This is a genomic window from Acinetobacter sp. 16 (assembly GCF_033439925.1).
GTDB lineage: Bacteria > Pseudomonadota > Gammaproteobacteria > Pseudomonadales > Moraxellaceae > Acinetobacter > Acinetobacter junii.
Genome location: NZ_CP137746.1, coordinates 1,172,710 through 1,193,236, shown reverse-complemented (window position 1 = coordinate 1,193,236; position 20,527 = coordinate 1,172,710). Strand labels below are relative to the sequence as shown.

Genomic DNA, 20,527 nt, shown 5'->3' with positions numbered 1-20,527 from the left:
AAATAAAACCAAAACATCACCGAAACTTTTGGTCAATACAGGTTGAGTATATAACCGTATTTACTTCAAATACTGCAATGCTTCTTCAAATACAACATCCGCATTTTGTGTTGCATCCAAACGCTTGATCCGTTCAGGCTCTGCTTGCCATAAAGTCTTATAACCAGCACGTACCTTGGCAAAGAAGCTCAATTTTTCTTGTTCAAAACGATCTAATGCACCACGCTCTCGTGCACGAGTCATGCCCAACTCAATCGGTGCATCCAACCAAAAGGTAATATTCGGCATTTTTGCCACAAAAGTTTGATTTAACAATTGCAGCTTTTCCAGACTTAAACCACGCCCAGCACACTGATAAGCAAAGCTGGCATCAGTAAAACGATCACTCAACACAATTTTCCCCGCCGCTAACGCAGGTAAAATCACTTGTTGTAAATGTTGAGCTCGTGCAGCATAAATCAGTAATAGCTCAGTATCATGACTCATTAGCTCATCATGATTTACTGCCAATAATAATGTACGAATCTGTTCTGCTAATGGTGTGCCACCAGGCTCACGGGTCAGTACAACTTCTTTACCTTGCTGTTCAAAGTACTGATGAATTTTACGAATCAGAGTGGTTTTCCCTACACCTTCTGTACCTTCAAAACTAATAAACATCATTCACCTTGATTTTTCTTTGAACGGAGTACAGACAAGTAATCTTGTACTGCACGATTATGCTCTGCTAGAGAAGCACTAAATTTATGTCCACCATTTCCTGTTGCGACGAAATAAATATTTTTTGAATCGTCTGGATGCATCGCTGCTTCAATCGCTTTTTTGCTTGGTAAAGCAATTGGGGTTGGTGGTAAACCATTAATTGTATAAGTGTTATATGCGGTTGGTGTCCTTAAATCATTACGTGTGATATTACCTATGTAACGATCCCCCATTCCATAAATTACAGTTGGATCGGTTTGTAAGCGCATACCAATTTTTAAACGACGCACAAAAACACCTGAAACTTGCTCTAGCTCGCGATCTAAACTGGTTTCTTTTTCAATAATTGAAGCCATAATTAATGCTTCATATTTATTTTTATAAGGAAGATTGGCTGCTTTATTCGCCCAAGCTTCATCTAAAGATTTCATTTGACGATGATATAAATCCGTTAAGATTTTTTTATCAGTTTCGCCTTTGGCAAAGAAATAAGTATCTGGTGCAAACAAGCCTTCAGGATGTGAATAAGGAATATCGAGTTCTTTTAATAATTGATCCTGAGGTAAATCCAATATTGTTTTAGTGACATTTGAATCTTTTTTGAGGTTGTTAATCAGTTGCTTAAATGTTGTACCTTCTATCACTAAAATTCGATTCATTTGAGCATTTTCAGCATTCGACAACATTTCCAAAACTTGACGAACACTCATACCCTGCGTGACTTCATAAACACCTGCTTTCATCGTGTCATGAATCATGAACTTTTGATAGAGTTTCAAAAGAATCGGAAAATTCACTTTATTTTCTTCAGCTAAACGGTCGATAAAACCAGAATAGGTATCTCCAGAAGAAATGACCAAAAGCTGTTTTTTGTTTTGAACAGGGTAATTCTTGAATAAACTTGACCAGAAAACACCAAAGATCACAATCAAAAAAGCGATGACTGCAATTATAAAAAACTTAATAGAAAACTTAGCTTGTGATTTGGCTTTAGGCTTTTTCTTAGTTTTGCTTGGATTCGGAGGTTTTGGCATATTTAGTCAATCTGGCTAAGTTTTAAAGAATTAAATAAATCAAGATACGGTTGTTGCTGCATTGTTCGACCTTGAAATCGAACTACAGCTTTCATCGGATGCAAAGCATTACAGAAAAATATGTTCTGGATATGCGCGATCTGATCCATTTCAATACAACGTTGTTCACATGAAATATGATTTTGTTGCATACGAGATAGAATGTGCGCACGCATTACACCGTGCACGCCATTATAGCGAAGTTCTGGAGTAATCCATTGATCATTTATACGAATAAAACAATTACTGCTTACACCTTCAACAATATACCCTTGCACGTCCGTAACTAATGCTTCTAGCCAACCTCGTTGATCTGCTTCTTGCTTCAACACAACTTGCTCTAGTCGATTCAAAGTCTTCAAACCAACCAAATGAGGCATATGCAAACCTACAGCATGATTCAGTAAACCACTTTCAATCCATTCAGGCTCTAAATGTTGCCATTGTTTAGGATAAAACCACACATATACATCGGCTGGGTGTAAAGGAAGACTATATCCTCGGTCACCTTCTCCGCGACTGATTACCACCTTCAACGTACCATTCAAGTTTTTTTCATGTTGTGACAATTGATCTAGTGCTTGTTCTATATAAGATAAATCGGCATCCAAGCTTAAATTTTTGCAAGCATAATTCAAACGGGCAATATGTAGTTCTTTTAATTCCATTCCACCATGCACCAATCGTGCTGTTGTGAAACACCCATCACCGTAGTGAAACGCACGATCCAATAAAGGAATTGAATCAATCAACTGCCCATTTTTATAGCATTGCATAAGTTAAAGATCCTTTAGGATACATTCATCGAAGCTATTAATTTTAATAACCTATTGATTTTAAATAATTATAACAACTTCACTCATAAAATAAAAATTTCTTATTTATCAGTTATTCAGCATAACTTATCTCTTTTATGTATTTCTTAATTTTTCATATCAAATTCGATTTTAATTATTTTTTTTGCAAAAAAACTGCAGTTATGCTGCATCCATATTCCAAACAATGATTTAATTTTTGAGGGGTCTCCATGCGTTTATCTCAGGTCAAAGTCGGTGTAATTGCTGCATTACTTTCAGTTTCTTCTTTTGCTGCGCAAGAGTTTTTAAATGTGTCTTATGATCCGACACGTGAACTCTATACAGATTTCAATAAACAATTTGGTGCTTACTGGAAACAGCGCACAGGACAAGATATTGACTTCAAACAATCACACGGCGGCTCAGGCAAACAAGCACGTGCTGTCATTGATGGTTTAAATGCTGATGTCGTAACGCTAGCACTTGCTGCTGATATTGATGAAATTGCTGAAAATGCAAAATTACTTCCAGCAGACTGGCAAAAGAAATTACCAAATAACTCTACGCCATATACATCAACGATTGTATTCCTTGTTCGAAAAGATAACCCAAAGAAAATCAAAGACTGGGGTGATTTAGTCAAACCTGGTGTTGAAATCATCACGCCAAATCCAAAGACCTCGGGTGGTGCTCGCTGGAATTATTTAGGTGCATGGGCTTGGGCAAAACATCAAAAAGGCGGCAATGACGCGAAAGCTCAAGAATTTGTGCGTCAAATTTATAAGCAAACCAAAGTTTTGGATTCGGGAGCACGCGGCGCAACAACTACATTTGCTGAACGTGGTATCGGTGATGTGTTGTTGGCTTGGGAAAATGAAGCTTTCCTTGCCGTTCGAGAGCAACCAGGTAAATTCGAAATCATCACACCGTCTCTTTCTATTTTGGCTGAACCACCTGTTGCCGTAGTAGAAAAAAATGCTCAGAAAAAAGGTAACGCCCAAATTGCACGCGGATATTTGAATTACTTGTACTCTCCTGCTGGTCAAGAAATTGCAGCGCGTAATTTCTATCGTCCTCGCAATGCCGCGGTATTAAAGAAATACAGCAATGTATTCAAACCACTGAAACTAGTAACAATCGATAAAGAATTCGGTGGTTGGGCAAAAGTACAAAAAACCCATTTTGATAATGGTGGAATTTTCGACCAAATCGTCAAGATCAATAGCACAGGTAAATAATCCAACTAAGTCCCACTTTTTCTAAGAGGGACTTCCTCACTTCCATAAAGCAAGGTTGGGAAGGATTCTAAGGAGATTAGACATGACTCATACCGTAATTGTTCCTGGTGTAGGTGGCAGCGAGGCTCAACACTGGCAGTCTTGGCTACAACAAAAACTCATGTCTAGTTCTCGTGTTCAACAGAAACACTGGGATCGTCCAGTCTTGCAAGAGTGGGTTGATCAGTTTGTCAAAACTGTTTCATCTGTAAATGAACCTGTTCAGATCGTTGCTCATAGTTTTGGATGCTTAACCAGTGTAGCGGCTCTCGCCGAGCACCCTGAGCTAAGTGTACAAGTAAAAAATTTAGTTTTGGTTGCACCCGCAAATCCAGCACGTTTTGGTGAGGCAGGTTTCGCTCGTCATAGTCTAACTGACTATAAAGCATATTTTCATAGACTCAGTATTGATGTGCCAACGACGTTATTAATTAGTGAGAATGATCCATGGCTTGGTTATGTCGATGCTTTACAGCTCGCAGAATCATGGAAATTAACACCAATTAATTTAGGACCTGTTGGCCACATCAATGTTGCTTCAGGGTTTGGTCCATTCCCTGAGATCCTGAATTATTTATTACCTGAAAAAAAGAGCTTACCTACCGCTCTAATGAAGGTCGCAAATTTTAATATGAAATTTGCCTAGCCCCATCTTCACCGTATTTTTTGATTTTAGTTTCGTTTATTTGCTTATTTAGCAAATATTTCTCTTTGAGGAAATGTCATGTCGCAGCGTTCCCGAGTGCTGCCAGGGTTTGGTCTCTCGTTAGGCTTTACTCTCGCTTATGTATCTTTGATTGTGCTTATTCCTTTATCTGCTGTATTTATCCGATCTTTAGGAATCGGATGGGATGGTTTATGGGAAATCTTAACTTCAGAACGAATCCTAAAGTCACTGCAACTTAGTTTCAGTGCGGCATTGATTGCTGCGCTAGTGAATGTGATTTTTGGATTATTATTGGCATGGTGCTTAGTTCGCTATAGTTTTCCAGGTAAAAGAATTGTCGATGCATTAGTCGATTTACCTTTTGCTCTACCAACAGCTGTAGCAGGGATTGCACTCACTTCTTTATACGCTCCAACAGGTTGGATTGGTCAATATTTGGAACCGTTAGGGATTCAAGTTGCATATACCCCTATTGGTATTACTCTTGCCCTGATATTTATTGGATTACCCTTTGTTGTTCGAACAGTACAACCAGTTCTCAGCGATATTGAATCTGAATTAGAAGAAGCAGCTTCTGCACTTGGTGCAAATCGCTGGCAGACCATTACCAAAGTCTTACTTCCAATTTTATTTCCAGCGTTGCTGACAGGATTTGCTTTGGCATTTGCTCGTGGTGTTGGTGAATATGGCTCTGTCATCTTTATTGCAGGCAATCAACCGTATAAAACAGAGATTGCTCCCCTCATGATCATTTCTCGTTTGGAAGAATATGATTATGCAGGCGCAACAACGATCGCTGTAGTCATGCTCATTCTCTCATTTGCCATCTTATTTTTAATTAATTTAGTTCAAGCATGGGCAAGCCGTCGTACAGGGAGAGTTGCACAATGAGTTTGAATACAAACAGCAATGCTTTGGCACTCAAATTACAAGCAAGAGATGCCACTAGAGAACCGACATGGGTTCGTTATAGTCTAATTACTATTGCATTAATCTTTTTCTTAAGTTGCTTGGTTCTGCCCTTAATTTTGGTTTTTGTCGAAGCTTTTAAGCAGGGTCTAGAAGTCTATGTAAATGCATTGACTGACTCAGATACGCTATCGGCTGTAAAGCTCACCTTAATCACTGCTGCGATTGCTGTACCGATTAACGTTGTATTTGGTGTTGCAGCAGCTTGGGCTGTAGCTAAGTTCCAGTTCCGTGGTAAAGCCATTTTGACCACCATTATCGACATGCCATTCTCAGTTTCACCTGTGATAGCAGGTTTAATGATTGTTTTAATTTTTGGCTCTCAAGGTTGGGTTGGCGGATGGTTCATGGATAATGACATCAAAATCCTATATGCCGTTCCAGGTATTGTTTTAGCTACTATTTTCATCACTGTTCCATTTGTTGCACGCGAACTCATTCCGCTCATGGAAGCTCAAGGTACTGAAGAAGAAGAAGCTGCAATCGTCCTTGGTGCATCTGGTTGGCAAACTTTCTGGAAAGTAACACTTCCAAATATTAAATGGGGTTTGATCTATGGTGTGATTCTATGTAATGCACGTGCAATGGGTGAGTTTGGTGCTGTATCGGTCGTTTCAGGACACATTCGTGGTGAAACGAACACATTACCTTTACATGTAGAAATTCTATACAACGAGTATACCTTCAGTGCTGCATTTGCAGTGTCATCTTTACTGGCATTCTTAGCAATCATCACTTTGATTTTAAAAACTTGGTTAGAGATACGCCAAGACCAAAGCAACGAACATCAACATAATCCATCTAGCCACTGAGGAATGTACAAATGAGTATTCAAGTTAAAAATATTGAAAAACACTTTGGCGCATTCCACGCGCTTAAAAATATCTCTTTAGATTTCCCAGAGGGCGAGCTAGTAGCTTTACTTGGTCCATCGGGCTGCGGAAAAACAACACTTTTGCGAATTATTGCAGGTTTAGAATCAGCCGATGGCGGGCAAGTATTGCTTGAAGGTGAAGATGCAACTGACATTCATGTACGTGAGCGACAAGTTGGTTTCGTTTTCCAACATTACGCTTTATTTCGCCACATGACCGTCTATGACAATATTGCTTTTGGTTTACGTGTTCGCCCACGTGCAACACGTCCATCAGAAGCTGAAATTAAAAAACGAGTTACGCGTTTACTTGATTTAGTTCAACTTGGCTTTTTAGCTGATCGTTACCCTGCACAACTATCCGGTGGTCAACGTCAACGTATCGCTTTAGCACGTGCTCTAGCAGTTGAACCTCGTGTTTTATTACTGGATGAACCTTTTGGTGCTTTGGATGCTAAAGTTCGTAAAGAACTGCGTCGTTGGTTACGCACACTACATGATGAATTGCACATCACCTCCATCTTTGTAACCCATGACCAAGAGGAAGCTTTAGAAGTTGCTGATCAAATCATTGTCATGAATAAAGGTGATGTAGAACAAATTGGTTCGCCTCGTGAAGTTTATGAAAAACCAGCGACACCATTTGTATTTGATTTCTTAGGTCAAGCAAATCGTTTTGAAGGTGAACATCATGAAGGTATTATTCGTATCGGAGATGATCGCATTCAACTACCAAATCATTTGCAAGCACCGCAAGGAAAAGTCATCGCTTTTGCTCGACCAAATGAATTACACATTCATGCGCAGCCTCAACCGAATACTGTTCAAGCGACTTTTTTACGTGAAGTCTGGATTGCAGGTAGAGTGATCGCTGAATTACAAGATCGTAGTGGGCGTACTATCGAAATTTTACTCAGTGTAGAAGAAGCTAATTTGCATCAATTCAGACCAAACCAAACCGTCTGGATTAGTGCAGCTCAACTTCATTTATTTGCAGACCCAACGACGCAAGTTGCTTAAAATAATACTTGATGACGGCTAAACTACCCATATGGAACTTTAGCCGTTCCTCATCCTATATGCGGAAATAATGATTATGAACTTCCAACAACTCAGAATTATTCGAGAAACAGTTCGTCAAAACTTTAATTTAACTGAAGCTTCAGCGGCACTTTATACCTCCCAATCTGGTGTCAGTAAACATATTAAAGATTTAGAAGATGAATTAGGCGTACAACTTTTTGTGCGTAAAGGTAAACGATTACTTGGTCTCACTGAACCAGGACAGTCCCTATTGAGTATTGTCGAGCGCATGTTAGTTGATGCTGATAATATCAAACGCCTTGCTGACGATTTCAATAAAGTTGATGAAGGTACTTTAACGATTGCAACAACACACACCCAAGCTCGTTATGTATTACCTCCAATTGTGAATCAATTTAAGAAGCTTTTTCCTAAAGTGCATTTGGTTTTACAACAAGCAAGTCCTGTTGAAATCGCTGAAATGCTACTTCAAGGTGAAGCTGATATTGGAATTGCGACAGAATCTCTCACCACAGAGGAAAACTTAGCAAGCGTGCCTTACTATGAATGGCACCACAGTATTATTACACCTAAAGACCACCCTTTAACGAAATTAGACAACATCAGTCTCGATCTTTTAGCAGAGTATCCGTTGATTACATATCACGGAGGTTTTACAGGTCGCTCTAAAATCGATAAAGCATTTGAAGATGCACATTTGCATGCAGATATCGTAATGTCAGCGTTAGATGCCGATGTTATTAAAACCTATGTTGAACTTAATATGGGTGTCGGGATCGTCAATGATGTCGCATATGATGCCGAACGTGACTATCGTTTACAGCAAATAAAAACTCACATTTTTGGTACTAACACTACGTGGATTGCTGTAAGAAAAGGTCATTTACTACGTGGTTATGGTTATGAGTTTATCTCGCTTTGCTCACCTAAAACCGATATTAAAGCACTAAAAAAAGTTGCTTATCCAGAAGAATAAAAAATGGCTCATCTTGAGCCATTTTTCTAAATTCAGAGTCACTTTCTTCATAAAAAAACGAGCATTAAGCTCGTTTTTTTTAGTTCAGTATATGGATTAGAACTTAAAGCTCACACCCACTTTAGCTACTGGCATCCACTCATAACGCGACTTCTCATTGATTTTTTGCTCTTCACCTTTAATCGCATCACTTAACAAATCGCCATTACCATTGGTTTGGTCTGAACCCGCTACTTGTTTTAAAGAGGCTTTGGATTACCAGTATAGTAAGCACCTACTTCACCAAATACACCAACATTTTTATAGACTTGTGGTGCAAAACCAAAACCTAAATATGGTGCAATATCATTATCATACTTCATATCACCTTTCAAATGAATATTTGAATCAGCATTAAAGTCTGTTTTATTGATAGTAAAGTTACGACCCTGAGAAATACGGCGATCTAATTTATACTCATTGTCGATATAAGCCACACCAGTCGCAACATATAGCGAACGTGCTAAACTATCACTTGCACCCCATGGGTAGATCTCAGCGTTTAAATAAGTATTGTTATTATCCATATCCATATCATACTTAGATCCATTGATTTTTAACTCATCAGACCAAGAGATATCACCACCGTTATAACCTAAAGTTAAACCTACATACGGATTTACACGATATGAAATAGCACCACCATAACCTGTAGTACCCACTTCAGCACGAACTGAAACTGGATCTAAGTATGAAGGAAACGTAGAACCTGATTCCTTCACAACTTGTTCATCTGCTGCTAAAGCAGAACCTGCAATCGCTGTTAATGCACCTGCAGCTAAAATAACGCGCAAAGCTTTCATTGAAGTCTCCTCAAAAAATACTTTTATCTAAGGTATAGTTGTTACTGTAATAAAATCTTAAAAGAATGATTGATATCTTTTTATACAGAAACTGATTACTTTTTGTTATTTTTTGATACAAATTCAGAATAATTGTATATTTCAAAATAATGGATAAAAAACAATTAAATCCGAATTTATTACAATTTTATTGCTTAATTTTAAAACACTTTATTGTAACGACTTTTTTCAAAGCTTCTTGATTCAATTTAGTGTAAAATCTTCAAAATTTTTTTGGATGAAGGAAGATCATGTCTCAGCTTTCTACGATCATTGAGCAAGCATTTGAAGACCGTGCAAATTATTCAGCTACGGACTGCCCTACAGAAATTCGTCAAGCCGTTGAAGAAGCATTAACTGGTTTAGACAACGGTACACTTCGTGTGGCTGAAAAGATTGATGGTGAGTGGGTTGTTCACCAATGGTTAAAAAAAGCAGTTTTACTTTCTTTTAAACTCAATGACAACCAACCTATTGAAGCTTGTGATCTACAGTTTTATGACAAAGTTGCAACTAAATATTCAGGTTGGACTGAAGAGCAATTTAAAGCAGCAGGTGTACGCGTAGTTCCTCCAGCTGTTGCTCGTCGTGGTAGCTTCCAAGCTAAAAATGTGATCTTGATGCCATCTTATGTCAACATCGGTGCATATGTTGATGAAGGCACAATGGTTGATACTTGGGCAACTGTTGGTTCATGTGCGCAAATTGGTAAAAATGTACATTTATCTGGTGGTGTAGGTATTGGCGGTGTATTAGAGCCATTACAAGCAAACCCAACGATTATTGAAGATAACTGCTTCATCGGCGCGCGTTCTGAAATTGTAGAAGGCGTGATTGTTGGTGAAGGCTCTGTAATCTCTATGGGCGTATTCATCGGTCAATCGACTAAGATCTATGATCGTGAAACTGGTGAGATTCACTATGGTCGCGTACCTGCTGGTTCAGTTGTAGTTGCGGGAAGCCTTCCTTCTAAATGTGGAACTTATAGCCTTTACGCAGCAATCATCGTGAAAAAAGTTGATGCTAAAACACGTGCTAAAACAAGTTTAAATGATTTATTACGTGCTGACTAAGTTGTAATACTACGGAGCTTACACTGCTCCTCGTCTCTACGATTATCACTGATCGTAGAGATTTTTGTTTTTTAATAGCTTGCTGATTTTGTGGTAACTCTTTATGACTTCCTTACGTTCCTCTGCAATTCCTGTCTCTGATCCTGCTGCTGGTTTGCGTATCACTGAGATTTTTTATTCTTTGCAAGGCGAAGCGAATACATTTGGCTTACCCACTGTCTTCATTCGTTTAACTGGTTGCCCTCTTCGTTGCAGCTATTGTGATACCACGTACTCTTTTGAAGGTGGCGAGCGTCAATCACTTGAACATATCATTGAAACAGCAAGCCAGTTTAAAACACCTTATATATGTGTCACTGGTGGCGAACCACTTGCACAGCCGAATTGTCTTGTATTACTTCAACGCTTGTGTGATCTCGGTTTTGACGTTTCGCTTGAGACAAGCGGAGCTTTAGATGTTTCTAAAGTTGATCCACGTGTTTCGAAAGTATTAGATCTAAAAACACCAACGTCTAATGAAGATCATCGTAATTTACTTACCAATCTCGACTATCTAACACAGCATGATCAGATTAAATTTGTGATCTGTAATCGTGCCGACTATGAATGGTCTAAACAACAACTGGAAAATTTCCAGTTGCAAGATAAAGTCAGTACAGTATGGTTCTCTCCTGCTTTCGCGGTAGAAAAAGGTACTGTTGCTCTGCCTGCTCTTGCACGTGATTTAGCTCAGTGGATTTTAGATGACCATCTCCCTGTTCGCTTCCAATTACAGTTACATAAGCTGTTATGGAATGATGAATCTGGTCGCTAATGATCTTGTGACTGTCTCAAATGAGGCAAATCATCTACGAATAATTTTAGGTTGAATAATGGAAAATAATATGCGTTCTCGTGCCATCGTATTATTGTCTGGCGGTTTAGACTCGACAACATGTCTCGCTTGGGCACAAGCAAACTATGACTGTATCGCTTTAAGTTTTATGTATGGTCAGCGCTCTACAACTGAGCTTGATGCAGCTAAGGCACTTGCACAACGAGCAGGTGTTGAACATCGTGTAATTAATATCGATTTGGGTAATTTAGGCGGTTCCGCGCTTACAGATCATAACATTGATGTACCTGAACAATTACAAGAAGGTATTCCTGTAACTTATGTTCCAGCACGTAACACAATTTTTCTATCCTATGCTCTTGCAGCAGCCGAGGTATTTGACGCTGAAGCCATTGTTATTGGTGTAAATGCTGTTGATTATTCAGGATATCCAGATTGTCGCCCAGAATTTATTGACGCTTTTGCCAATCTTGCAAGACTTGCAACAAAAGCTGGTGTTGAAGGAAAACCTCTTAAAATTGAAACACCTCTGTTACATTTATCCAAAGCGAATATTATACGCTTAGGCATCGAACATGGCGTAGACTATAGCCAAACGGTATCCTGCTATCAGGCAGATGCTCAAGGACGTGCATGTGGCAAATGCGACAGTTGTCGTTTACGTCAGCAAGGTTTTATCGAAGCAGGTGTCGCGGATCCTACGCGCTATGCGGAATAAACGATATAAGGTAAAAATTAGGTACATTATATGAAGTTTTCTAAATCAAATATTATTCTTTCAACAATGATGTCAGCTGCAGCTCTTTTTGCTACAGCATCTCATGCAGCTGATAATCCATTACAAGCAGCATATAAAAGTACCAATGTAAAATCTGCATTAGTCAACGTATGTAAAGATCAAACAGCTAAAGGTGGAAAACTAACCTCTGCGGAAGTAAGTAAATTCTGTAGTTGCCAAATTGATGCACAAGGTAAAGTAACTGAAGCACAAAAATGGGAAATTCAAAGTGCAATTAATGCCAAGAAAAGCCCTAGTTCTTTAGTGTTTGTCCAACAGCAAAATAAAGATTTACAAGCTTGCTTAGGCGCCCCTTTGGTATCTAAGTTAGAAAAATTAACTGAAGAAGCAATGAAAGCTGCTCAGCAACAAGCTCCTAAAAAGTAAGCTTTTATGGTTCAGATTAAAGCCTGCATTTATGCAGGCTTTTTTTAGTTCTGTTAATATTTGAATCACCTAAAGAAATTGACTAAATTCATGCACGACCAATGGAAAACCAATGCTGAAAATCGACGATCAATCGTTTCATTCAGTGGAGGCAAAGATAGTTCTCTCGCCTTGTACCATGCTATGCATAAAGGGACGGTGTTAGGCTTAATTGTAATGTTAGAGGAACAAGGACAACGATCACGTTCGCACGCAATGCCCCTCGATATTATTCGTGCTCAAGCTGATGCGATAAGTTTACCAGTTTATATGACTTCATCGAGTTGGTCTGATTATGAAAGTAAGTTTATTGATTTACTTCATCAGGCTAAAGCTCATGGAGCTGAAGTACTCGTTACTGGCGATCTCGACATGCCACAGCATGGCTGCTGGCACGATAAAGTCACTCAACAGGTTGGGCTCAAGTTAGGCATGCCACTCTGGTTAAGACCACACAAACAAGTCGTTGAGGAATTTATTTCACTTGGTTTTCACAGTGTTATTGTTACCGTCAACCTCAAATTGGGAATGCGCGTTGAAGACTTAGGTAAAACACTTACTTTGGAATATATCCAAGAACTGGAAGATCGCGGCATTGATCCATGTGGCGAAGGTGGTGAATTTCACACCACAGTGATCAATGGTCCCATTTTTAACAAAGCAATTCCTATACGCCATGGTGAAATTGTTTATCATGAAGAATATGCATTTTTACCACTTGAACTAGATCAACCATAACCTTTATTGAAGGATGAGACATGTCTGAGAATATTCAATTACCTGATCAAAGCTTCCCGACAACTGAAGGTGAACTTAACCTGACACAAATCGAAAGTGAATGGTTAGTTTTATATTTCTACCCTAAAGATTCCACACCTGGCTGTACAACTCAGGCGATCGGTTTTTCATGTTTAAAAGATCAGTTTGCAGCTTTAAACTGTCAAATTATCGGTGTCTCACGTGATTCTGTTAAATCTCACCAGAACTTCACTGAAAAGCAATCACTTAATTTCAATTTGATTAGTGATCGACAAGAAATCTTATGTAAACATTTTGATGTCATTAAAGAAAAAAATATGTATGGCAAACAAGTCATGGGCATCGAACGTTCAACCTTTATTTTTCACAATAAGCAATTGGTGAAAAGCTATCGCAAAGTTAAAGCTGCAAGACATGCTGAACAAGTATTGGAAGATTTAAAAGTTTTACAATCTGCTTAATTTGCTTGCCTTCAAAAATGCGAGTTTATACTCGCTTTTTTTTCAGTTAAATTGTAGCCCTAAACTAAAATAACGTATCATTAAACGATTAAAATAACGAACCTAAATCTTAAAAAATGAAATCGATCCAAGTTTTAATTTTATTTCCGTTGTTTATTTCTGGATGCAGTATCAGCACCCCAACACGTTCACAAGAATATTCTACTTCAACCTCTCAAGTTCAGAAATTATCAAACGAAATACGCTGTGAAGACTTACAAAACCCAGCTTATCAACAAACCATCTTGCAGTCGATTAACGAAATTCGGCAACAAGCGCGTCAATGTGGACAACGACATTTTTCAGCAACATCACCCTTAGTATGGAATGAACATTTGGCTAGAAGTGCTTATGCTCATGCCATAGATATGGCTCAATATAATTTTTTAGGGCATCGTAGTCAGGGCGGTTTAGACCTCAAAGCTCGCTTGAAACTTTATCAGTTTAAAGGACGCGGCGGCGGTGAGAATGTTGCACGTGGGCAGAAAAACTTGAATGAAGTATTAACGACTTGGCTAAACAGCCCCATGCATTGTGCCAATATAATGAATCCAAAATTTACAGACTATGCAGTCGCATGTACCTTTGACTCCACTGAAAAACAAAAGCCATACTGGGCACAACAATTCGGAATTCGTTAACAGGAAATACCTATGCAAAATGGCTCGATCGTTCCTATTTTTCGTATCTTTGACATTAAATTAGCACAATCATTTTATCTTGATTATTTAGGCTTCCAAATCGATTGGCAGCATACTTTCGGGGACAACTTCCCTGTTTATCTGCAAATTTCCAAAGACGAGTGCATCCTTCACCTATCTGAACACTTCGGTGATGCGAGTCCGCATAGTGCGATTCGTATTTACTGGGAGAATCTCAGCTTGTTAAAAAATGAACTTGAGGTCAAGGATTATAAGTTTGCTAAACCCCAAGTTGAAAAAACAGATTGGGAAACATTAGAACTGAGTATCACTGATCCCTTTTCCAATCGAATTATCTTTTGGGAAGATGCTTAATTAGTCCACTAAAAGTTGATAATGAAAGACTTTAGAAATAATTTTCCACTCACCCTGCTTTTGTACCAATGTAAGTGCATCATAAAAATATTTAGGTTCAATCACACATTCAACATGTACCATCGCTAGCTGATCATGAATCAAATTGATCGCAATTACCTTATCATGTCTTAATTGGTTTTGAGATGCGGATGAAATACGCTTTCCCACAATAGAGAAATAAGTATCCATATCTAACTTAAGCATCGGATCATCCGTAGCGTTGATATAAGTTGCATCGGAATGAAATACCTCCTGCAATTTATCCACATCACAAAAGTACAAACCATCAAAGTATTTTTCGAGTTGCTGTTGAATCTTAATTATCGAATTATTTTGCATCTTATGTACCTATTCTTTGTCTATTACGTATGGTCGAAACAGATTCACCTGCAACGCCCCAATTATCAGTTTCAATTTCATCAATCACCACAAATGTAGTTGCAGGGTCTTTATGAAGCACCCGAACCACTAAATCTGTAGCCTCTTGAATCAACTGTTGTTTCTGTGCTGTAGAGACATTTTCTTTAGTGATTTGAATTAAAATATAAGGCATAGGGATCTCCTTTTATAATTTTATAAATAGCAAAATACTAAGCTGCTTCGGCTGCTATTGCATCTTGAACTGTTTGACGACGAGCAATTCGCTGCATAAAAGCTGTTAAATGAATAAAATGCCCAAGATCAAGACCAATAAAGTCAGCCCATCGTGTCACCACAAACAGATAAATATCAGCAATGGTAAAATTACTTCCCATTAAATAATTTTGCCCATCTAACTGTTGATCAACCCACGCATAGTGTTTATTTAAAATCATACTAAAGGCAGTTTTAGATTCTTCGCCATAAGACTCATGGAAAAATGGTGAATATGCTTTATGAATTTCTGAAGCAATAAAATTCATCCAAGAAAGTGTTTGATAACGCTCTGGGGTATTTATTTCAGGTAATAAATCCTTACGTTCGAATTGATCAACAAGAAACTGACTAATCACAGCACCTTCCGTTAAAAAAGAACCATCTTCAAGCTGCAACACAGGTACTTGTCCTTTATTATTGAGTCGATAAAAGTCCTCACCCAGTTCGGTTAAATGCTGTTGCAAATCGACTTTGATTAATTCAAATGGAAGCCCAAGCTCTCTTAAAATGATATGTGGGGCTAGAGAACATGCATTTGGTGAATAGAACAGTTTCATAAAAATAACTCCATACAAGGTATGCGAATCATCTTATTGTTTACTTATATGTGCTTAAATAGCTTACAACTCAAATCATTTTTTACATGGTGTAATGAATGAATCACCCTCTAAAACGGATGATGTTTAGTAGCGTCGAATTGTTTTGCTTAGTAGCAGAATATGAAAGCTTTTCCAAAGCAGCCTTACATGCAGGTGTGAGTCCAGCAGCGGTCAGTCGCTCAATTGCTCGATTAGAAAAGCATTTAGAGACTCCATTGTTTGTAAGAACGACTCGACAAGTCCGTTTAACTGCGCAAGGAAAAATCTATTTTGATGAATGTAAACAAGCGCTGAATCAAATTTTAGAAGCAGAACAGCAACTCAAAAATCAAACACAGCAACCCTCTGGTTTAATTCGTATCAGTGTTCCAACACCTTATGGACACTATCGCATCCTACCGTTATTGGCAAAGTTTTCACTGCAATATCCAAGCATCCAAGTAGATGTTCAACTCACCAATAAAAATGTGGACTTTATAGCAGAAGGATATGATCTGGCGATTCGTGGACGACAATTTGCTGATTCAAATTTGATTGCACGGCAACTAGAACAGGCTGAACTGATTGTAGTGGCGTCGCCTGAGTATTTAAAACAATTCGGAACACCGCAAAGCCTTGAAGATTTACAGCATCATCAATGTATTCAGTTTGTTCTTCCCAGTACAGGGAAAAATGTTCCATGGCTATTTAACTCGAATCAACAGTTGATTGAGTATCAAAGTGCGGGAAATATTCGTTGCCTAGACGATATTTTAGGCACGGTTACACTGGCAAAACATAGCGCTGGTTTATTACAAACCTATCGTTTCATTGTAGAAAATGAGCTTAAGAATGGAGATTTGATAGAAGTACTTAGCGAATTTTCAGGTACTTCACGCCCATTTTCTTTACTTTATCCATCAAAAAAATACGAATCTTTCCATATTCGTGTTTTCATCGATTTTCTGCTTAAAGAACTAAAATCTTAAAAACATTCATCCAAATTACTTTTATCACCCGCAAAATATTTACGCTGCAATTCCGCATAGACTTTTGTATTTTTAAATTCAGTCAGAAATTCAATCGTTCCTTTAGGGAAAAATTCAGTTTGAATCTCACCTCGATAATAGGCTTCTCGCACAGGCGTAGCTGAAATAGAATCCTTTAAACTATCCAACTCAACCATTTCCCATTCTGGAAATAACGCTAAATAATACGAAGATTCATCTTTGAAGTGACCAATCAAACCTACTTTTGCATTTGGCTGAACCACTTGATTGACCAATGTTTTGACTTGTTTGACCCATTTTTCATCGTTATACACATCAACCACATGCACGAAATGAATCCGCTTCTGATCATCTTCTGAAAAGTTAGACAGAATCATTTGCTCACGTTCATGGGCTAAAAATGGATTTTTGATATTCCGTTCTGATTGTGCTGAACCTAATGCCAATATCACGTTCTGACTTTGCTGTAACGCAATTTCAATGGTTTGCAGATGTGCCAAATGAAAAGGCTGAAAGCGTCCAATAAAAACAAGATAGTCAAATGTGTACATAGGCGTAATTTCACTTTTTGTGAACTCATCAGTTGCACCATGTAACGCAAATATGCGACATAATGAGAGCACTTTAAAAATCAATCTGGATTAAAGCAAGGATAGTACGATGACACTTAGCTGTATTCAACAACCTCATCAACATTTGCAAGCAAATTTAGAAGATGGCGTACTCACCTTAGCCATTAACCGTTCAGAAGCCAAAAATGCACTTTACGGTGAACTTTATCTTTGGATTGCAAAAGCATTAGATGAAGCTGATACAAATAAAGATGTACGTGTTGTGATTTTCCGTGGTGCAGAACAAGATTTTACTGCGGGTAATGATATGAAAGACTTCATGGGCTTTATGCAAAAGCCATATGAAGGCAAAGCGGGTGATCAACCTCCATTTGTATTATTAAAAGCTGCGGCTCGTTTTTCTAAGCCACTTATTATCGCAGTGAAAGGTGTTGCAATTGGTATTGGTGTAACAATCTTATTACACGCTGACATCGTATTTGCAGACAATACTGCCCTATTCCAAATTCCATTCGTAAGTTTAGGTCTTTCTCCTGAAGGTGCTGCGAGCCGTTTATTGGTCAAACAAGCAGGCTACCAAAAAGCGGCTGAATTATTATTCACAGCGAAGAAGTTTGATGCAGCAACAGCAGTAAAAGCAAATCTTGTAAATGACGTTGTTGAAGATGCCTATGCAACCGCTCAACAAACCGCTCAACATTTAGCAGCATTACCTTTAGCATCTCTAAAACAAAGCAAAGCGCTAATGAAAAAAGACTTAGCTGAAATTATTGCTTGTGTCGATGAAGAAGCTGAAATCTTTATGCAGCGTGTACGCTCACCTGAAATGATGGAAGCTGTACAAGCATTTATGCAAAAACGTAAGCCTGACTTCTCACAGTTCAATTAATACATTTCACTGTTTTTATACAAACCATTTAGTCAAGACTGGGTGGTTTTTTTATTTAACGTCCCAATATTAACAACAAACTTATAGGAACATTTATTCTCATGTCTGAACAAAATCAAACCGAAAAAAAACGCTACTACGAACCTGCCCCTCAAGATATTGATGTTGCCAATTTCCGTAAAGTCATTGAAAGCCGTCGTTCAGTACGTAAGTTCACGGATAAACCAATTCCAAGTGAGATTTTAGATGAATGTTTAGATTTGGCACTGCTTGCACCCAACTCATCAAACTTACAGCCTTGGACATTCTATGTTGTGCAAAATCCAAGCAAGAAAAAACAACTGGTTAAAGCGTGTTTAGGACAACTTGCTGCTAAAACTGCATCCGAATTAATTGTATGTGTCGCTAGAACAGATCGTGTTGATGAGATGGCAAAACTAAATATCACCGAGTTTCCATTTCCCGAAGCACCACCAGCTGTACAAAAGTATTACCGCTTTATTCCCTACAACTATAAAACAGGTTATTTCAATGCCTTAGGTAACTTCAAAAAAGTTGCATTTAAAGTAGCCCGTACACTTGATAAACAACTTCCTGTGACTGCATTTAACCCTGCCGATGCTAAATTATGGGCAACTAAAACCACAGCTTTAGCTTGTGAAAACCTTGTATTGGCTTTACGCGCTTATGGTTTTGATAGTTGTATGATGGAAGGTTTTGATGAACCTTTGGTTCGTAAAATTTTAAAGCTAAATGATCAACAATATCCTGTGATGGTGATTGGTGCAGGTGAACGGGCTACAGATGGTGTGTTCTTCCCGCAATATCGTTTTGATCGTAATTTATTTATTCAAAAAGTATAATTATTCAATATCCAATATTTGCATAAACTCAAAGGCAGGCTCTTCATAAGGATGGCTTGCCTTTAATGATTTTGCCACAACACTGGCTTTTTCTTCAGGCACAATGGTCTCTACACGCCATTCTTCAAGCTGCTCTAGTTCGTCTAATTCTCCTAAAAACGGATTTGCACCTTTAACAGGCTTAAACTGCCCTATTCCTTTGACTTGCCAAGCACAATGCTCATAATTGCCAATACCGCCTGCACCAGCTTCAAAGATAGCCTGTTTGGTGGATTCAAGGTGTGATTCAGGTACATAATAAATAAGTTTTAGCATATTCTTAATGATGTTGAACTCTTGCTGATCATCAATCATAAGCTTAAAAACAATGAAATATCAAAGCGAAATATTCATAACTAGGTAACTAACAACTATGAATACAACTTGGATAGCAACCGTTAAGCCAAACCAAAACCAACCTTTATCTTTGCTATGGATTGTTCTCATGTGATTTGCATTTTTCATCATGTTGTTCTCCGATTCTTATGATCATTATTGAGAATGCAAAAATTGAACCATTTTAAATAATATTAATTAAACTAGTTATGATGATAAAACAACCAATTCCAACTCAAAATGCTATAGGTCATCAAAATGGGATAACTTCAACTCAAACTCTTTTTCTACAACAAGAAAAACAACAAACACATCAGAACTCACCTTTAATTTTTACTGTAGATGATGTGTTCTCAGATCAAGAATGTCTTTCATTCATCGAACTTAGTAATCAATATCATTATGAAACAGCTGATATATTCCTAAACTCAGCTCGTCAAGTGCTCACCAATGTTAGAAATAATAAACGAGTGATTTATGATGATATTCAGCTTGCTGAAACACTATTTTCCAAACTTAAACATTTACTGCCTAAACAATTGAATGGCTGGATATTAAGTGGCTTAAATGAACGTTTCCGTTTTTATCGTTATGAAAATGGTGAAACGTTTAAGCCACATTGGGATGGAATTCATGAAGTAAACGATTGGCACAGTAGCAAACTGACTTTATTGATCTACCTCAGCGAAGATTTTACGGGTGGAGAAACAATTTTTTACCGTGATAGTGGTATGCTGAAACCATGTAAGGAAACTCAAATTGCGAGTGTTCAACCCAAACTTGGGCAGATATTAGTATTTGAGCATCAACAGTTACATGAGGGAGCACCTGTGCTTTCAGGTCAGAAATATGTATTACGTACCGATGTAATGTATAAACATCCGATGCTCTTAAAACATCAGGATCCTTAAATCC

General features: G+C 38.1%; 27 protein-coding genes and 1 pseudogene. 18 read left to right on the top strand and 10 right to left on the bottom strand.

Annotation, left to right across the window (positions count from 1 at the left end):
• Positions 1 to 60: 60 nt before the first annotated feature.
• Genes tmk through pabC form a run of 3 tightly spaced genes read right to left on the bottom strand, consistent with a single transcriptional unit; the run spans position 61 to position 2,551 of the window.
• Entirely contained in the window at positions 61 to 660 is a 600-nt protein-coding gene (gene tmk, locus R2H34_RS05865; RefSeq protein WP_318342559.1) for a dTMP kinase, read from the bottom strand.
• On the bottom strand, positions 660 to 1,736 hold the full coding sequence (gene mltG, locus R2H34_RS05860) for an endolytic transglycosylase MltG (RefSeq protein ID WP_005402976.1): 1,077 nt from the start codon (positions 1,734 to 1,736) through the stop codon (positions 660 to 662). Before mltG ends, tmk begins: the two co-directional genes overlap by 1 nt.
• 2 nt (positions 1,737 to 1,738) lie before the next feature.
• Positions 1,739 to 2,551 (bottom strand): aminodeoxychorismate lyase, encoded by an 813-nt coding sequence (pabC, locus tag R2H34_RS05855; protein ID WP_005402977.1) that lies wholly within the window; start codon positions 2,549 to 2,551, stop codon positions 1,739 to 1,741.
• Positions 2,552 to 2,802: 251 nt separating this feature from the next.
• On the opposite strand from pabC, the gene R2H34_RS05850 reads away from it, so the two are divergent.
• The 6 genes from R2H34_RS05850 (at position 2,803) to R2H34_RS05825 (ending at position 8,379) form a co-directional block, all read left to right on the top strand.
• Positions 2,803 to 3,810, top strand: a complete 1,008-nt coding sequence (locus R2H34_RS05850) for a sulfate ABC transporter substrate-binding protein (protein WP_004913484.1) — start codon at positions 2,803 to 2,805, stop codon at positions 3,808 to 3,810.
• 82 nt (positions 3,811 to 3,892) lie between these two features.
• Entirely contained in the window at positions 3,893 to 4,495 is a 603-nt protein-coding gene (locus tag R2H34_RS05845) for an RBBP9/YdeN family alpha/beta hydrolase (protein WP_004913487.1), read from the top strand.
• Between the two features lie 78 nt (positions 4,496 to 4,573).
• Positions 4,574 to 5,407, top strand: a complete 834-nt coding sequence (cysT, locus tag R2H34_RS05840; RefSeq protein WP_004959751.1) for a sulfate ABC transporter permease subunit CysT — start codon at positions 4,574 to 4,576, stop codon at positions 5,405 to 5,407.
• On the top strand, positions 5,404 to 6,297 hold the full coding sequence (cysW, locus tag R2H34_RS05835) for a sulfate ABC transporter permease subunit CysW (RefSeq protein ID WP_151760276.1): 894 nt from the start codon (positions 5,404 to 5,406) through the stop codon (positions 6,295 to 6,297). The genes cysT and cysW overlap by 4 nt, the downstream gene beginning before the upstream one ends.
• A gap of 11 nt (positions 6,298 to 6,308) precedes the next feature.
• Positions 6,309 to 7,379, top strand: a complete 1,071-nt coding sequence (locus R2H34_RS05830; RefSeq protein ID WP_004953049.1) for a sulfate/molybdate ABC transporter ATP-binding protein — start codon at positions 6,309 to 6,311, stop codon at positions 7,377 to 7,379.
• 76 nt (positions 7,380 to 7,455) lie between these two features.
• The gene (locus R2H34_RS05825) at positions 7,456 to 8,379 is read left to right on the top strand and encodes a CysB family HTH-type transcriptional regulator (RefSeq protein ID WP_004953047.1); all 924 of its coding nucleotides are present in this window, start codon (positions 7,456 to 7,458) and stop codon (positions 8,377 to 8,379) included.
• A 96-nt stretch (positions 8,380 to 8,475) separates the two neighbouring features.
• Here the strand turns inward: R2H34_RS05825 and carO are convergent.
• Positions 8,476 to 9,221: pseudogene (carO, locus tag R2H34_RS05820) on the bottom strand (ornithine uptake porin CarO).
• A gap of 290 nt (positions 9,222 to 9,511) precedes the next feature.
• On the opposite strand from carO, the gene dapD reads away from it, so the two are divergent.
• From dapD to R2H34_RS05780, 8 genes are all read left to right on the top strand, one after another.
• Positions 9,512 to 10,333, top strand: coding sequence for a 2,3,4,5-tetrahydropyridine-2,6-dicarboxylate N-succinyltransferase (gene dapD, locus R2H34_RS05815; protein WP_004913502.1), 822 nt, complete (start codon positions 9,512 to 9,514; stop codon positions 10,331 to 10,333).
• A 103-nt stretch (positions 10,334 to 10,436) separates the two neighbouring features.
• Positions 10,437 to 11,147, top strand: a complete 711-nt coding sequence (gene queE, locus R2H34_RS05810) for a 7-carboxy-7-deazaguanine synthase QueE (RefSeq protein ID WP_075696279.1) — start codon at positions 10,437 to 10,439, stop codon at positions 11,145 to 11,147.
• Positions 11,148 to 11,217: 70 nt separating this feature from the next.
• Entirely contained in the window at positions 11,218 to 11,886 is a 669-nt protein-coding gene (queC, locus tag R2H34_RS05805) for a 7-cyano-7-deazaguanine synthase QueC (RefSeq protein ID WP_017397575.1), read from the top strand.
• A 30-nt stretch (positions 11,887 to 11,916) separates the two neighbouring features.
• Positions 11,917 to 12,333: a hypothetical protein gene (locus R2H34_RS05800; protein WP_318342484.1), complete on the top strand. Its 417-nt coding sequence runs from the start codon at positions 11,917 to 11,919 to the stop codon at positions 12,331 to 12,333.
• Between the two features lie 90 nt (positions 12,334 to 12,423).
• Positions 12,424 to 13,110 (top strand): diphthine--ammonia ligase, encoded by a 687-nt coding sequence (locus R2H34_RS05795; protein WP_243484397.1) that lies wholly within the window; start codon positions 12,424 to 12,426, stop codon positions 13,108 to 13,110.
• Between the two features lie 20 nt (positions 13,111 to 13,130).
• Complete coding sequence (locus R2H34_RS05790; protein WP_318342483.1) at positions 13,131 to 13,592, top strand: peroxiredoxin; 462 nt, start codon at positions 13,131 to 13,133, stop codon at positions 13,590 to 13,592.
• 116 nt (positions 13,593 to 13,708) lie between these two features.
• Positions 13,709 to 14,272, top strand: a complete 564-nt coding sequence (locus R2H34_RS05785) for a CAP domain-containing protein (protein WP_004953037.1) — start codon at positions 13,709 to 13,711, stop codon at positions 14,270 to 14,272.
• A 12-nt stretch (positions 14,273 to 14,284) separates the two neighbouring features.
• Positions 14,285 to 14,647: a glyoxalase superfamily protein gene (locus R2H34_RS05780; RefSeq protein ID WP_004953035.1), complete on the top strand. Its 363-nt coding sequence runs from the start codon at positions 14,285 to 14,287 to the stop codon at positions 14,645 to 14,647.
• On the opposite strand, the gene R2H34_RS05775 is transcribed toward R2H34_RS05780, so the two are convergent.
• Genes R2H34_RS05775 through gstA form a run of 3 tightly spaced genes read right to left on the bottom strand, consistent with a single transcriptional unit; the run spans position 14,648 to position 15,882 of the window.
• Positions 14,648 to 15,028, bottom strand: coding sequence for a nuclear transport factor 2 family protein (locus tag R2H34_RS05775; RefSeq protein WP_151730287.1), 381 nt, complete (start codon positions 15,026 to 15,028; stop codon positions 14,648 to 14,650).
• Between the two features lies 1 nt (position 15,029).
• Positions 15,030 to 15,242 carry a tautomerase family protein gene (locus R2H34_RS05770; protein WP_004953031.1) on the bottom strand — a complete coding sequence of 71 codons (213 nt, stop codon included), beginning with the start codon at positions 15,240 to 15,242 and terminating at the stop codon, positions 15,030 to 15,032.
• 37 nt (positions 15,243 to 15,279) lie between these two features.
• Positions 15,280 to 15,882: a glutathione transferase GstA gene (gstA, locus tag R2H34_RS05765; RefSeq protein ID WP_151730286.1), complete on the bottom strand. Its 603-nt coding sequence runs from the start codon at positions 15,880 to 15,882 to the stop codon at positions 15,280 to 15,282.
• Between the two features lie 98 nt (positions 15,883 to 15,980).
• Here gstA and R2H34_RS05760 point away from each other — a divergent pair, with 98 nt between their 5' ends.
• Entirely contained in the window at positions 15,981 to 16,892 is a 912-nt protein-coding gene (locus tag R2H34_RS05760; RefSeq protein WP_151730285.1) for a LysR family transcriptional regulator, read from the top strand.
• On the opposite strand, the gene R2H34_RS05755 is transcribed toward R2H34_RS05760, so the two are convergent.
• Positions 16,889 to 17,464, bottom strand: a complete 576-nt coding sequence (locus tag R2H34_RS05755; RefSeq protein WP_171494178.1) for a nicotinate-nicotinamide nucleotide adenylyltransferase — start codon at positions 17,462 to 17,464, stop codon at positions 16,889 to 16,891. The two genes, R2H34_RS05760 and R2H34_RS05755, sit on opposite strands and share 4 nt — an antisense overlap.
• A 109-nt stretch (positions 17,465 to 17,573) precedes the next feature.
• Here R2H34_RS05755 and R2H34_RS05750 point away from each other — a divergent pair, with 109 nt between their 5' ends.
• A complete protein-coding gene (locus tag R2H34_RS05750; protein ID WP_004757674.1) occupies positions 17,574 to 18,374 on the top strand; it encodes an enoyl-CoA hydratase-related protein in 801 nt (266 codons plus the stop codon).
• Positions 18,375 to 18,475: 101 nt separating this feature from the next.
• Complete coding sequence (locus tag R2H34_RS05745) at positions 18,476 to 19,237, top strand: nitroreductase family protein (RefSeq protein ID WP_004959784.1); 762 nt, start codon at positions 18,476 to 18,478, stop codon at positions 19,235 to 19,237.
• Here the strand turns inward: R2H34_RS05745 and R2H34_RS05740 are convergent, their stop codons facing one another.
• Complete coding sequence (locus tag R2H34_RS05740) at positions 19,238 to 19,552, bottom strand: NGG1p interacting factor NIF3 (RefSeq protein WP_151730297.1); 315 nt, start codon at positions 19,550 to 19,552, stop codon at positions 19,238 to 19,240.
• 60 nt (positions 19,553 to 19,612) lie between these two features.
• Positions 19,613 to 19,744, bottom strand: coding sequence for a KGW motif small protein (locus R2H34_RS05735; protein ID WP_004959789.1), 132 nt, complete (start codon positions 19,742 to 19,744; stop codon positions 19,613 to 19,615).
• A gap of 80 nt (positions 19,745 to 19,824) precedes the next feature.
• On the opposite strand from R2H34_RS05735, the gene R2H34_RS05730 reads away from it, so the two are divergent.
• Positions 19,825 to 20,523 (top strand): prolyl hydroxylase family protein, encoded by a 699-nt coding sequence (locus R2H34_RS05730; RefSeq protein WP_005402995.1) that lies wholly within the window; start codon positions 19,825 to 19,827, stop codon positions 20,521 to 20,523.
• Positions 20,524 to 20,527: the final 4 nt, after the last annotated feature.